Genomic DNA, 14,537 nt, shown 5'->3' with positions numbered 1-14,537 from the left:
ATTTATTGATTGGCCTAAATTATAATCATCCTAAAAATCAGCGTTCCAGCACAACAGTAAAAGACAATGGAAACACCAATTTCACTAGACGATCTATTAACATTGGGGCCAATCCCCGATCAGTTGCAGGGAACGTTTCTTCGCGTGGCAAATGGCCTGGTACAACGGGCCGGATACCCTAAAGAAAAAGTAATGGGCTTGCTGGCGCAGATGCTCCAGAATCCTAAAAAGTACGCTTACTCTAAAAACAAGGTCACTAATCTGGCCCAGTCGATCTATGCGTTGAACAAACAGGGTATAGCCGTTCCACTGAGCGAGACAGGCGTAACGTACCTGCCTCCTGACCCAGCACCGTATGTGGTAACCGCTCAGGGAGAACAAGCTGAACAAACCTTCGACCTGCGTACGGGACCACTCCCCTATGCTGTATTTGGGCGTGAGCAGATTGAAGAAGGTGCGTTAAAACAAATGGAAACAGCCGCTAGCCTACCCATTTCGGTAGCGGGTGCGCTCATGCCCGATGCCCACCAAGGGTATGGGCTTCCTATTGGTGGCGTACTGGCTACAGAAGCGAACACGGTCATTCCGTTTGCGGTTGGGGTCGATATTGCCTGCCGAATGTGCCTGTCGGTTTTCGATTTACCGCCCGCCTTTTTGAAACGCGAACCGCATTTATTGAAGAAGTCGCTGGTGGAGCAAACCAAATTCGGAATTGGGGGCGAAACCCGCGAGAAAATCGACGAGAGCGTTATGGATTTACCCGAATGGCAGGCCACCAAAGTGATCCGCGATTTAAAAGACAAAGCGTATAGGCAGTTGGGAAGCTCGGGCACAGGCAACCATTTTGTGGAGTGGGGCATCGTGGAGGTATATGCTCATGACGATCTCCTGAATCTGCCATCGGGCGAATACCTGGCCCTGTTATCGCACTCAGGATCGCGCGGATTTGGGGGTAATGTGGCCAATTATTACTCAAAACTGGCCATGCAGAAAACCAAACTACCCAAACAGGCTGCCCATTTAGCTTGGCTGGATTTGGCTACGGAAGAAGGACAGGCATACTGGATTGCCATGAATCTAGCGGGCGAGTATGCCTCTGCCAACCATCATGAAATCCATAGAAAACTGGCAAAAGCCCTACGTGAAAAGCCATTGGTGATGGTTGAAAACCACCACAACTTTGCGTGGAAGGAGAAACTGGCCGATGGCCAGGAGGTGATTGTTCACCGAAAAGGAGCCACACCCGCCGGATCTAACGTGCTGGGAATTATTCCTGGATCGATGACACAACCGGGCTTTGTGGTGCGGGGAAAAGGCAATGCAGAATCGTTGAATTCAGCCTCGCACGGAGCTGGCCGACTGATGTCGCGAACCCAGGCGTTTAATACGCTCACCCGCTCCCAATGGAACAAAGCCTTAACAGAAGCCGATATTCAACTTATTGGCGGGGACCTGGATGAGGCCCCAATGGTTTACAAAAACATTGAGACCGTCATCAACGCGCAAAGCGACCTGGTTTCGGTGCTGGCAAAGTTCACGCCCAAAATTGTTCGGATGGCCGATGCCAACCGGAAGGAAGGACGTGAAGATTAACCCTATGAAGCGGTCGAACCAATTCGACCGCTTCTATTTTTAGCATCAGGACCGTTGCCGACGGCGTTCTTTTAGCTGATTCATCATCTCCTCTTTAATGGTCAGGTATTGCTTAAACTGATCTTTGTCCAGAACCTCCTTCAGTTCCTTATCCTTATTTTTCATAATGGATTTGGCTTCCCGTGCGGTTTTTAAATTTCGCCCACCAGTTTCGATCACCGATTGCATCTGTTTGGCATACTTAAGATTGATGTCAGACACGGAAGTTTCCTGCTCGGGCGATAGCTTCAGCGTTTCTTTCATGCGGGCCGTTTGGCGCGTAGCTCGCTCTTCGGGTGTGCCAAGTTGACTACCACGTTGGGCAAATGAAGCAATAGAAATGAGAATCAGGGAAACGGAAAGAATGAGTGTTACAATATTGCTTTTCATGATGATTTGATTGGTTTGAATATCGTAGCGTGGCCGGGACTGGCAGACAAGATGCTGGTACGCCAGCCCGGCCGCGTTACTTAAGTGAATAATTCTTAAAAAAACTCCAGAGGAGGTCATTATTGACGAAGGCTGTGGAAGGTTCATCGCCAATAAAACGAACGGCTTTCGTACCACCCGGCCAGGAATGGCCTCCATCGGTGGTCAGGTAATACTGAATTTCAGCCCCATCCTGACAACCCGACCATTTATAAAAGCTGTACTTGTCGGTGGTTTTGACAGTCTCCTTTGTGGTCGAGCACCTGGCTAGTTGCGCAAAAACTGTCAAGGTGCTATCTACCGGCGAATTCCATTGCTTATTGATACTTTTCGTGCCAACGCCCCCTGTATACGGCACATTCCGATCCAGTTGCGAATGAATGTGAAGAATCGGTATGATCCGGTTGGGTTTACAGGCAGTTTTTAATTGCATAGTTCCTGAATTGGCCGCAATAGCCGCCAGTTTATCCGGTAACTCACAGGCTAACCGGTAGCAGAGCATAGCACCATTGGAATGCCCCAGCGCATATACTTTCTTAGGATCGACTCGGCGGGTAGCCACTAGTTTATCAATCAGCTTTCGGATAAACCCCACATCGTCACTGTGCTGAACCGACGCAATTTGCCCACAACACGCGCCCGCATTCCAAGTGCGTAAGCCTAACACACCAGGGTTTTGCAGCCCATCCGGATAAACGGTAATAAATCCTTCCTGATCCGCTTTTTCGCTCAGCTTCGACTGTGATTCAAACTGCTGACCACTACCCCCTCCCCCATGCAAAGCGATAACCAGGGGCAACAGCTCATCATGTTGCTTGTAGGCAGGTGGCAGGTGTAGCCAATAAATTCGCGTCTGCTCATCATACCGCAACGTATCGCGAACACTCAGTTCTGGTGGCGAAACAGGTGCCAACTGTTGAGTTGAAACGTAATGGTTAACAGGCGAATACCGTCCAAGTGAAGCCCAAAAGGCCAGCATAATATAAAGCAGCTTACTCATGATAAAACGAGTTTTGTCGTGTTGCCAGATCTATACTCCCTAGTTGTTTCATAATCACAGATTGGTTTTAGTTGTTCGTCTGTTAGGTGATTTAGACGATACAAACCTATCGCTTTGACGAGGTGACTGCTGAAAAACAAAGGTGAAGACGACAAATTGGACAGTTAAACCGCTAATGAGCAAGTTGACTGTGGCAATGCTGGTTATACCAATCTACTATGATCAATGATGAGATATTGCTTTCTTATCCCGATGGTAGGAACGATAGGCAGCCACTAAATACGCTAAGCTGGCTACTATATAGGCAATGGGCAGTGCTTTTTTACCATCCTGCAAATACAGAATACTCACGATGCTTAAAACGATAGCCTCAACCAGAAACACCAACGCATCGAAGCTTTTGATATACTTTGCCAGTCGATGATGATAAATGGTTAAGCCGATGATAACCACGCCTATACCTATTAATACTGAACCCATTATCTCATGGTGATGCTCAATTTTATCAATCCCTTTAATACTGATAATTACACCTGCTAAGGCATGAGCCATTTGCTTCCGGGTTTCTTTCGATAAGGCCATCAGATCGTTTTTAGTAAAGAGTGTATAGTTCAATTAGCAGTAACAAATCGTATAAATTACCCTACGTAAGTATACAAATAAAATTAGTGTCAAAAGTCCTCCATCCATTTTTTAAATAGACTAACCCGCTCTTTACTAATAAACACTAGCTCTCTGGGCGTCGGTTGAAGCTTGAGTTGAAGACGCCCATTGACATACAGTTCGGCCTCCCGAATACTGTTTCGGGACACAATATATTGGCGGTTGGCCCGAAAAAACTGTTGTGGGTCAAGCTGGGCATCCAAGTCCTCCAGTTTCAGATCGATGGGATAACTGAGTGGGCGGTCCGTCGCACGGTGGTCCGTCACACGGTGGTCCGTCGTGCGATCAAAAAGGGTTGCCGAAACGACCCCACCGGCAATGGAACAATAGGCTACATCAGCCACTTTAAGCGGCAGCAACTTATCGCGAAACTGAATCAGAAAACTTTGCCGATACGTGGGAGTCAGGAAAGTCTTTCCACTTAACAGGATTTTTACCTGCTGAACCAGTTCGTCGGCAACGGGTGTGGCAAGTGACCGGTATTTTTGTAGACTGGCTTGTAGAGCATCACGCTCAATCGGCTTCAGTAGGTAGTCTATACTATTATGCCGGAACGCCCGGATTGCATATTCATCAAAGGCCGTTGTAAAAATGATCGGGCAGGCTACAGGCACCTGCTCCAGCAAGGTAAACGACAGTCCATCAGCCAGTTGAATGTCCGAAAAAATAAGATCGGGCTTGGGTAGCTGAGGCCATTGTAATTGGCCTTCCTCAATGCTATCAAAGACAGCGAGTACAGTTACCTCTGGCTCAAGTTCGTGCAGCAAGGCCGCTAAATGGTTAGCCGCTGTCTGTTCATCTTCAATCAGGAGAACACGCATCAGGTTGCTGGAATAATGGGTAAATGGACGATAAATTCATCATCCGTGCGCAAAATTTGAATCGACTTGCCAGTTAGCAGGTGAAATCGACCGTCAAGATTCGTAAGCCCGCTTCCCATTCCATCTGAGGGGTCGAGCTTGGGCTGATAGGTATTACGCACAATAATACACCCCCTGGCAACATCCGCACTCAACTGAATTGCAAGGGGTCGGCTGGTAGAAACGATGTTATGTTTTACTGCATTTTCAATCAGCAGTTGCAGCGACATAGGCGGAATCTTCCAGGGAGCATCCGTGGGCAATTGATTGTTGATGTGCAAGTTGCTTCCAAATCGAATTGACAGTAGATAGGAAAACGCAGATGTGAATTGGAGCTCATCGGCAAAAGAAACCAGCGATTGTTGTTGAACCTGCAAAGAGTAACGTAACACCTGCGATAATTTAGCCAGGTACTGTTGGCTCTTAGGTTCCCCTTCCCGAATGAGCGAGCTAAGTGCGTTCAGCGAATTAAACAGAAAATGCGGATTTAACTGGTTTCTGAGCGTATCCAGTTGTGCCTGTAAACTTTGTTGTTTCAGTTGTTGGTTCTCGGCCTGCATCAGTCTGTTCTGCTGTAATACGTTCAGGAAATTACCAATGAGTAAAGCAGTTACCCAAACAAAAAAAGTCCGAAAATAAGAGGTAGCCATTACTAATATGGGTCGCTCTAGATACCAGGATAACAAGACAAAGGCAAATAAACCAGTCAGGAGTAGAAATAACAGGAAGTTGAGCGCATACCAGCTCAATACACTAAATCGGGGGTGATGGGGTTGATCCGTTAACCCATATCGGTCTTTCGTGACCCGGTCTTTCGTGACCCGGTCTTTCGTGACCCGGTCTTTCGCGACCCGGTCTTTCACAACGCGATTCAGTTCAATAAAGAGAAACGTGAATACAATATGAAAGCATAGACGACCCATCGAAAAACCTGCATCAGGAATACCCGGCATCCCAACCCAGCGAGAGCGGGCTGTTAAGGTGATCAACGGTAAATCAACTAATACAGCCACAATAACGGATGCAAACCCGGCAATCTGGCGCCAAGACATACGAGTATTCATACGTCCAAGATAAGAAACCAGGTCAGCACTTCTGGCCAGAAAGCAGGTAAAGCTGGAAAATCCGTTAGTCAACCAGATAAATTAGTGCCTAAAGATTCATGCCTCTTCTTCTCTTCTACTGAGTGAATTCTTTTTCGCCAACTACGCAACCATCCAGACGGCCCCAACGTACCGAGTAACATATCGAAGCCCGGTGACTATGCAAGACATAGATGTAGAGGAATCAAATTTCAGCATTCGTACACAAGAAACCTTACAGATTCTTGTGTACTCTGATGTATTCCAGTATCCACTCACAAAAAAAGAAATTTATGAACGAGGCAAAATAACGGTCAACGAATTAGAACTATGTTTAAATAAATTAATTCAGGAGAACAAACTATATTTAATAAACGGCTTTTACACATTACATAATGACAACCAACTAGTTAGCACCAGGCTAAAACGAAATCAATTAGCCAAAAAATTTATGACCTCTGCCATTCTCATGACAAAGATTATTGCCAATTTCCCCTTTATAAGGGGTGTATTTCTGTCTGGATCAATGTCGAAAGAGTGTATGGATGAAGATAGTGATATTGACTTTTTTATTATAACCAGCCCAAAAAGGCTGTGGGTTTCTCATTTGTTTTGCAGTTTATTTAAGAAAATATTTTTATTAAATGAAAGAAAATATTTTTGCTATAATTATTTTATCGACAGCGAACATCTGAAAATAACAAATAAAAGTATTTATACAGCAATAGAGCTAAAAACGCTAATTCCTTTATACGGATATTCATACTACAAGCAACTGCAAGATGAAAACAATTGGGCAACTGATTTTTTTCCTAATTATCCTCTTTTAAAAAACAATGACGTATTTACAAAGCAAACTTATTTTCAAAAAACACTTGAATTCATATTAGATAATAAACTAGGGGATTGGATTGACCAGCGTTTTTTAAATTGGTCTGTAGCCAGGCGAAGAAAAAAGCTTGATCCAAAATTATTTCAAAATGCAGATTATTATACTAACTTACAGAGTTACGTTGCTAAAGCGCACATAACAGATACGCACCCAAATATCATTAATGAATACGCTAAAAAGTTACAGTATTACTCTTACTTTGAAGCTGATAAATGAAAACAAAAATCTTATTCAGCAATACCTATTTTTATCGTTTTGACAAAAAACAGTGGGAAAGCAAAAAGCCGTATCCGCCCTATGGAACTATGCTTGCTGCTGCTATAATGCGGAGTACTGGTTATGATGTAGAATTGTTTGACGCTAGCCTGGCAAAATCACCTGCCGATATTAGTGATTGCTTAACTAAATTTCAACCAGACTATTTAGTCATTTTTGACGATAATTTTAATTATCTAAGTAAGATGTGCCTAACGGTGATGCGAGAAGCCTGCTTTGAGATGATACGGTTAGGCAAAAAAGCGGGTTGTAAGGTAGCTGTAAATAGCGCCGATGCAACCGACCACTTTGATAAATATGTACAAGTTGGCGCCGATGTAGTCATGTTGGGTGAAGCAGAACAGACTTTACAGGAATTAATTAGTCAAAATTTTACAAAGCCAGATACTATAAACGGAATTGCTTTTAAAGATGGAGAATATATAGTAACAACTCCAAAAAGAAAACCGTTTAATAAGCTAGATTCATACCCAATACCTGCATGGGATCTACTCTCAATAGGTGAGTATAAACAAATATGGGAAAAATCGCAAGGTTATTTTTCTCTGAATATAGCCACCACCAGAGGTTGCCCTTTTAAATGTAACTGGTGTGCGAAACCCATATACGGCAACAAATACAATTCCAGGTCTCCTAAACAAGTAGCTGAAGAATTAAAACTTCTAGTAGAAAAAGGAGCCAGTCATTTTTGGGTATGTGATGACATTTTTGGGTTGAAACCCGGTTGGGTAAACGAATTCAAAAAACACATACAAGAAATAGGCTTGAAAATAAAATTAAAAATTCAATCACGAGCCGATTTATTGGTAAAAGAAGATGCTATTCAAGATTTGGTAGACGCTGGCCTTAACGAAGTCTGGATAGGAGCAGAAAGTGGATCACAGAAAATTTTAGATGCGATGGACAAAGGCATTACACTAAATGAAATTGAAGTAGCCACACAGCTCTTAAGGAATAAAGGCGTAAAAGTCGCCTTTTTCTTGCAGTACGGATACATAGGTGAACAATGGGAAGATATTCAAAAAACGTTAACAATGGTAAAGAAACTATTGCCAGATGATATAGGCATTTCAATCTCTTATCCATTGCCAGGGACTTTATTTTACTACAAAGTAAAATCTCAATTACAAAGCAAACAAAATTGGGAGAACTCCAATGACCTTGCCATGATGTACAAAAGTACGTTTTCTCCAAGATTTTATCGGCAATTATATAAATATACGCACAAAGTTTATCGGAAAGAAATAGCGATGAATAACGTTAAAAATTATTCATTGCTGGCAGCGGTGAAGCTGCCTTACCTATGGTTACAAGAAACAATAAGTAAAAATTACATCTTACCATATTTAAGCGACAAAAGCCTCAAGAAGCAAGAGTCGATTAATTAGCTTACCATAGCTATATCATATAGAACTAGCCAGCCCTAACCGATTTGTGAGGGAGTTAGTAGTAAACAAGTTGAACCTGTTTAAACTTTATTTTTTATATCTCCAATGCGCTTTAGTTTAACCGCAGAGAGCGCTGAGACAAAGTCGCAAAGAACGCTGAGTTTGCTGACTGAATTTCTTTGCGCTCTTTGCGCTTTGCCTTAGCGTTCTTTGCGGTTAATTTGAAAAGTTTAAACAGCTTCGTTAATTAAGGCTTCCAAAGCCAAAAGAAATGATATATATAAAAAAAAAAAATGAAAGAAAATAATACTAACACCAAAAATGCAAAAATTGCTTTTGATACTCAGTCTATCATCTTTGATAACCTATATGCAGACAATTCAATTATAGACTATAAAAGGGCAAGAACTAGATCTCACTTAGAAAAATACCTGATAAAGGAAAGTAAATTATTAGAATTAAATGCAGGAACGGGCCAAGATGCTGTTTATTTTGCCCTTAAAGGTCACCGGGTCCATGCAACAGATATATCAGATGGCATGCTCTCCCAACTGGCGAAAAAAATAGTAGAAAAAAATTTATCTAAATCAATTTCATACGAAAAATTATCTTTTGATAAGCTTAGCAGCATACAAAACAGAGGACCATACGATGCCATATTCTCAAATTTTGGCGGATTGAATTGTACAGATAGATTAGATAATGTACTAGATTCATTCGCGCCATTACTTAAGCCAGAAGGAACAGCAACGCTAGTTATAATGCCTCCTTTTTGCTTTTGGGAGTTTATGATGCTTATTAAAGGAAACTTTAGATTAGCCTTCCGTCGATTATTTGCAAAAAAAGGCACCAGTGCTCATATAGAAGGAGTATATTTTTCATGTTGGTATTACTGGCCTTCTTTTATAATAAATCGATTAAATACGAAATTTAAGATGGTGGAACTTGTAGGTTTATGTACAATTGTGCCGCCTTCTTATCTTGATAAATTCCCGCAAAAATACTCAACGCTATATAACCTTCTTATAAATCTAGAGAATAAACTAAAAAACAGGAGTCCATTCAAGTATATTGGTGATTATTACATTATTACACTGAAGAAAAATGCACAAAACTACCACTTACCAAATTCTGCAAAATGAATGTAGTGAAAGGTATTCGAAAGGCTATTGGGAGGTGGGTGTTGGTCCCTTTGACAAAACAGTATTTATCTAAGGACAGGTATGTGCAGATAGTAAATATACATTTGAAAGTACCAACAGGCGTTTTTCACCCTACTCTATTTTTTAGCACTAAATTCTTGCTTGATTACATAAATAGTCAGGTAGTATCGCAGGCAAGTGTCCTGGAACTAGGCGCTGGGTCGGGGCTTTTATCTATAGTATTAGCAAAAAAGGGAGCACTAGTTACTGCATCGGATATTAGTGCCATAGCCTGTAAAACAGTGGCCTACAATGCAACGGTTAATGATGTTTCCATTGAAATCATCGAGTCCGATGTCTTTGATGATTTTGCAAATCAATCTTTTGATTTAATAGTCATAAATCCACCATATTACCCCATAAACCCAAATACAGAAGCAGAAAAAGCCTGGTATTGTGGCGTCGATTACGACTATTTTCATAAATTATTTGGTCAATTAGCAGCCTTTATGGCAAAAGACGGATTTGCCGTCATGGTACTTTCGGAGGACTGCAATAGTAAGTTGATCAGCCAATTAGCAATTAAGTATGGATATGAATGGGCAGAAATCCGTCGAAAGAGATTTAGATTTGAATGGAATTATATTTTTAAAATCAAACACACAAATTAACTAGCCAGTAATTATAAAGATGCAGATCATTTTGTCTTTATGAATAAGAAAAATAAAATTCTTTTATTCAATCCACTTGTAACAAAATTCAAGGCACGGCTACCGCTCTCTATTTTACAGGTTGCTGCATCTGTTTATGGACAATATGATTTTGTACTGGTAGATGGGAATCGCGAAAAAGACGCCTGGAATAAAATAAAAAACTATCTTGACACAGGAGATATTAGTTATTTTGGATGCACTGTTATGCCTGGGCCACAATTACGGCAGGCTATACCTTACACAAAACAAATTAAAGAACAGTATCCTTATATTACCACTATTTGGGGTGGTTATTTTGCATCAAATCAGTACAAAGTTTGCATGGATTCAGGTTATGTAGATTATATTATAAATGGAATTGGGGATTTAGCTTTCCCTGCTTTATTATTTGCTTTAGAAAATAAACAACCTCTATCAACTATTAATAATCTAATTTTCAAGGAGAATAACAAAGTAGTAAAAACGCATAAAATTACATCGCTTGATATGGATGCCTTACCAGCATTACCTTATCAGCAACTTGAAGCCCACTACCCTATCCAATCTTATTTTGGCAAAACTCACCTTGGCAACAAAACTTCATTATACCATAGTAGTTTTGGTTGCCCATTTACATGTTCCTTCTGTGGAATAGTGCCAATTTTTGAAGCAAGATGGAAAGGTGTATCTGCTGAAAGGCTATATCATGATGTAAAATATTTAAAAGATACTTATGGTGTAGATTCTATTGAATTCTGCGATAATAACTTCTTTGTATCTGAAAAAAGAGTTAGTTCATTTTGTGAATTAATTAAAAACGAAGGTATAAACTGGTGGGGAGAAGCGCGTATAGATACCCTTGATAAGTTTTCTGATAAAACGCTCGCTGCCATGGCAACTGCCGGATGTAAAATGATTTTTCTTGGAGCTGAGACGGGTAATGAAGAAACCCTCAAAGCTATTGACAAAGGTGGCACCCAAAACGCAAATCAAATGATCCGGTTTGCGGCCCGGCTTAAACAGTTTTCTATTATTCCTGAATATTCATTTGTACTAGGTTTTCCTGCCGAAAATCCGGAAAAAGTAATGGCAATGATAGATGAGGACATTCGTTTTATTAAACGCGTAAAAGAAGCTAATCCTGATACAGAAATCATACTTTATGTGTACAGTCCTGTGCTAACAGAAGGTAGTGACTTATACGAGCAGGTAAAAGCCAGCGGCTTCCAGTTTCCATCCAAATTAGAAGATTGGCTGGAGCAGGAATGGAAGGGTTTCGACTTACGTAAAAACCCATTGACACCCTGGCTTACAGCATCTATGATTGATAAGATCAGAAATTTCGAAGTTGTATTGAACGCACGCTTTCCAACTGCACAGGATGTTAAATTAACCAACTTCCAACGAAAGTCTATTTCTTTGCTCTCAAAAATAAGGTACCAAACCAACTTCTTCCACTTCCCTTATGAGCTTAAATTTTTACAGCGGTATTGGCTCAGGTATCGACAACCTGAGATTGAAGGAGCAACTGTATTATGAACACTAATTTACTAGCTGTTATAAAAAAAGAATCCTATTCATCAGATGAGGGGGTACCATTATTGACTGAGTATTTACCTAAGCAAACCCATGAAGAGTTTTATTTGAAACTTAGAGCAAAAGAAAATAGAATCTTAACTGATGACATTGTAAAAGCATTACCAAATATATCTAAAGCGGTTCCACATTCTGATGAATGGTCATTTCGGAAAGCTACTTCAGATCAATTTTGCAAAAATCTATGTGACCAAAACAAAATGGCAAACGTCCTTGACCTAGGTTGTGGGAATGGATGGTTCTCTGCTAAAATGGCATCGCACTCATTCATACATGTTATTGGAATAGATTTAAATTTACCAGAGTTAAAACAAGCTCAACGGCTTTTCGCTTCTCCTAATTTACAGTTCTGCTATGGAAATATTTTCGATGATATTTTTTTAGAAAAACAGTTTGACTATGTTGTATTAAACGCATCTGTTCAGTATTTCCCTTCTACATCTGCTTTATTTAATCTTTTATTCACTTTATTAAAGCCATCTGGACAGATTCATATTCTTGATAGCCCATTTTACGAAGCCAACGATCTGGAGCAAGCCAGAAAAAGAACATCCATATATTATCAGTCAATGCATCAGCCCGAAATGATAAATTATTACTTTCATCATAGTTTTAATAGCCTGATGCCTTTTAATCCTATTTATACAAAAATTAAACTTCCATTTTGGCATAAAGTAATTAAAAAATCGATACACCCATTTTTGTGGGTTACCATAAAAAACTCGTTAACATCATAGGTAATTAATTAGCAAGTAAGCTTTTATACAAGTTCGCATATTTCTCTGACTGAGCAGTTAAATCATGGGTTTTGCTCCAGGCAATCCCATTTAATCTAAGCTCATTATATAATTCTGGTTTCCTGATTAATAGGAGCACGTTTTCAACTAAAGCATTTATATCACCAACAGGAGCCGCTAATGTAATCCTATTTTCTAAATCGTCGATAAGGCCAACGCGTGTTCCGCATACAACTACGCCTGAAGCCAGCGCTTCATTAACAGCTACAATTTGAGCATCTGATAAGGCGGTATGCAATAAAATGTGTGCTTGTCTAAGATAAGTAGTGAGTTCCCGATTGGGTTGACGTCCATGAAACGTAACTTTATCGCTTAAATCCATTTGTTTTGCAAGCGCCTGTATCTCTCCATCTAGTGTATCCAATCCAAGTACATCCAGTTGAGCATCCACATACTGAGTTATTTTTTGGAATGTTTTAATAAGTGTTGGCAAATCTTTTACTTTATTTATATCACCCAGGTAGATAAACTGATAGGGAGATTCTAGCGTTTTTTCCGTGACAGGAAATTTTGCTAAATCAATACCAAATGGTATAACCACAATTTTTCGGTATGAGAGCGCGCTGTTCAGTTTCTTTGACTGATAATGGGAAGGCGCGATTAGTACGTCAACGTATTTAGCCGTGTACTTTATAAAGTTCTTGGTCAATCCGGATTGAAAAAGGCCATAGTTTATGGCTGGAATACTAGTTACTTCTCCTCCCGCAACCGTAATAGCGGTTTTTATACCCAATAGCTTGCCAATCATTAAAGCCAATGTACCAGACGGAAAGGCCCAAAAAGCATGAATAATCGTGTATCTATATTTAACACAAAAATAAATTAACTTAAAAAACAGATAGATAAATCGGATAAGTACGTGTGTGTACCCTTCAAATGGTATCCCAATTAATTTATAACCTTTAGGTTTAAAATCTGGCACAACTCGTACGAACGAAAAAACGGTTAACTCATAGCTCTTTGCTATTTCTTCACACAACTCAATAAACCAGCAATTGCCTTCCCCCTTATAATTTCCGCCTATTCCTCCATTTACGATGAAAGCAATACGTTTTTTTTTCATTATCTAATCAGCAAACTTTCTGCAATCGAAATGATCATTTCAGGTGAATAACGGCTTAAACACAAGGGCACCTGCCCAAACTGGCAGTGAGTTTTCATACAATTTCCACAAGGCAAATCATCTGAATTTAAAATATGTACATTTTCCCCTTCTTGTGCGCTTCTATTTTTATGGGTTGATCCAATTAGGGCTACGGTAGGAATTTTCAAGAGCCAGCAAATATGTAATAGTCCAGAATCTTCAGAAATAAGTAACTGCACTTTTCGGGTAATCAAAAATGCTTGTAATAAAGAAGTTTTTTCTGTTAAATTAATTAATCTTTCCCCTAGTTCTGCCTTAATGTACGCACTTTTAGTGTTTATTTTTTCGGTACCAAGCATCAGGAATTGAGTATGTGGGTATTTCTCAAGCCAAATCCTGGCGAAAATTACGTAGTTTTCTATTGGCCAGTGACGGCTCGGAAAAGCACCTGCTGGATTCAGGATTACAAGTTTTGAGTGGCCGTCCCACCCATTATCTACTAAAAGCTCAGTAGTAAGTTTCGAATCCGTTACCTGCAAGTCGGCCTGCTCATAGGTATTCAGTAATCCGCATCGTTCAATAGTTTGAAAGTACCTAATCGAGCCCATTTCATCACCTAACGGGTCGAATTCGGCAAATGCTTTTGGGGCTAAAATTTTTCTGATCCACTGGCTTACCGTGTGATTTTGAAAATCCAATACTACTTCGTAACGCTGTGGAATAAGTTTAATCGCCAACCAAATGGCATGGAAGAGCTGCCTAAACCGTTCGTTTGAATCAGTGAGTGACCAAACGTTACAAAATATACCCACGTATTCTGCTACTTCAACTTTTTCGTACTTTGTTAATAGATCAATCTGAGCCGTGGGATATTTATTCTTTAATGCCTGTAAATATGGGTAAATCCCCAGCACATCACCAACTGCCTGAAAACGCATAGCGAGAATACGCTTAGGTGGTCGATTTAATTGCCAGGGCTTTGTTGAAATTTCTTTTTTCATATT

At 40.4% G+C, this 14,537-nt stretch carries 14 protein-coding genes; 7 read left to right on the top strand and 7 right to left on the bottom strand.

The features are described from left to right. Nucleotides 1-66: 66 nt before the first annotated feature. Nucleotides 67-1,593, top strand: a complete 1,527-nt coding sequence (locus ACYVGO_RS00235) for an RtcB family protein (RefSeq protein WP_460966625.1) — start codon at nucleotides 67-69, stop codon at nucleotides 1,591-1,593. Nucleotides 1,594-1,638: 45 nt separating this feature from the next. Here the strand turns inward: ACYVGO_RS00235 and ACYVGO_RS00230 are convergent, their stop codons facing one another. The 5 genes from ACYVGO_RS00230 to ACYVGO_RS00210 form a co-directional block, all read right to left on the bottom strand. Then, on the bottom strand, nucleotides 1,639-2,022 hold the full coding sequence (locus ACYVGO_RS00230) for a hypothetical protein (protein WP_460966623.1): 384 nt from the start codon (nucleotides 2,020-2,022) through the stop codon (nucleotides 1,639-1,641). A 76-nt stretch (nucleotides 2,023-2,098) separates the two neighbouring features. Continuing rightward, a complete protein-coding gene (locus ACYVGO_RS00225; protein ID WP_460966621.1) occupies nucleotides 2,099-3,061 on the bottom strand; it encodes an extracellular catalytic domain type 1 short-chain-length polyhydroxyalkanoate depolymerase in 963 nt (320 codons plus the stop codon). 222 nt (nucleotides 3,062-3,283) lie between these two features. Continuing rightward, complete coding sequence (locus ACYVGO_RS00220) at nucleotides 3,284-3,676, bottom strand: hypothetical protein (RefSeq protein ID WP_460966620.1); 393 nt, start codon at nucleotides 3,674-3,676, stop codon at nucleotides 3,284-3,286. Nucleotides 3,677-3,732: 56 nt separating this feature from the next. Further along, nucleotides 3,733-4,545 (bottom strand): LytR/AlgR family response regulator transcription factor, encoded by an 813-nt coding sequence (locus tag ACYVGO_RS00215; protein ID WP_460966618.1) that lies wholly within the window; start codon nucleotides 4,543-4,545, stop codon nucleotides 3,733-3,735. Continuing rightward, nucleotides 4,545-5,636: a sensor histidine kinase gene (locus tag ACYVGO_RS00210; protein WP_460966616.1), complete on the bottom strand. Its 1,092-nt coding sequence runs from the start codon at nucleotides 5,634-5,636 to the stop codon at nucleotides 4,545-4,547. The genes ACYVGO_RS00215 and ACYVGO_RS00210 overlap by 1 nt, the downstream gene beginning before the upstream one ends. A gap of 211 nt (nucleotides 5,637-5,847) precedes the next feature. Here ACYVGO_RS00210 and ACYVGO_RS00205 point away from each other — a divergent pair, with 211 nt between their 5' ends. From ACYVGO_RS00205 to ACYVGO_RS00180, 6 genes are all read left to right on the top strand, one after another. Beyond that, a complete protein-coding gene (locus ACYVGO_RS00205) occupies nucleotides 5,848-6,774 on the top strand; it encodes a nucleotidyltransferase domain-containing protein (RefSeq protein ID WP_460966614.1) in 927 nt (308 codons plus the stop codon). Next, the gene (locus tag ACYVGO_RS00200; RefSeq protein WP_460966612.1) at nucleotides 6,771-8,222 is read left to right on the top strand and encodes a B12-binding domain-containing radical SAM protein; all 1,452 of its coding nucleotides are present in this window, start codon (nucleotides 6,771-6,773) and stop codon (nucleotides 8,220-8,222) included. Before ACYVGO_RS00205 ends, ACYVGO_RS00200 begins: the two co-directional genes overlap by 4 nt. Nucleotides 8,223-8,515: 293 nt before the next feature. Next, complete coding sequence (locus tag ACYVGO_RS00195) at nucleotides 8,516-9,364, top strand: class I SAM-dependent methyltransferase (protein WP_460966610.1); 849 nt, start codon at nucleotides 8,516-8,518, stop codon at nucleotides 9,362-9,364. After that, on the top strand, nucleotides 9,361-10,035 hold the full coding sequence (locus ACYVGO_RS00190; protein ID WP_460966608.1) for a methyltransferase: 675 nt from the start codon (nucleotides 9,361-9,363) through the stop codon (nucleotides 10,033-10,035). Before ACYVGO_RS00195 ends, ACYVGO_RS00190 begins: the two co-directional genes overlap by 4 nt. A 39-nt stretch (nucleotides 10,036-10,074) precedes the next feature. Further along, the gene (locus ACYVGO_RS00185) at nucleotides 10,075-11,595 is read left to right on the top strand and encodes a B12-binding domain-containing radical SAM protein (protein WP_460966607.1); all 1,521 of its coding nucleotides are present in this window, start codon (nucleotides 10,075-10,077) and stop codon (nucleotides 11,593-11,595) included. Beyond that, the gene (locus ACYVGO_RS00180; protein WP_460966605.1) at nucleotides 11,592-12,389 is read left to right on the top strand and encodes a class I SAM-dependent methyltransferase; all 798 of its coding nucleotides are present in this window, start codon (nucleotides 11,592-11,594) and stop codon (nucleotides 12,387-12,389) included. Before ACYVGO_RS00185 ends, ACYVGO_RS00180 begins: the two co-directional genes overlap by 4 nt. Nucleotides 12,390-12,393: 4 nt before the next feature. Here ACYVGO_RS00180 and ACYVGO_RS00175 read toward each other — a convergent pair whose 3' ends face one another. After that, on the bottom strand, nucleotides 12,394-13,512 hold the full coding sequence (locus ACYVGO_RS00175) for a glycosyltransferase family 4 protein (protein WP_460966603.1): 1,119 nt from the start codon (nucleotides 13,510-13,512) through the stop codon (nucleotides 12,394-12,396). Continuing rightward, a complete protein-coding gene (locus ACYVGO_RS00170) occupies nucleotides 13,512-14,534 on the bottom strand; it encodes a glycosyltransferase family 9 protein (RefSeq protein ID WP_460966601.1) in 1,023 nt (340 codons plus the stop codon). Before ACYVGO_RS00170 ends, ACYVGO_RS00175 begins: the two co-directional genes overlap by 1 nt. Between the last annotated feature and the right edge of the window lie 3 nt (nucleotides 14,535-14,537).

This window comes from Spirosoma migulaei, from assembly GCF_054776855.1.
Note: the sequence above shows the minus strand (reverse complement) of the source record. Positions and strands in the feature narration are given on the sequence as shown.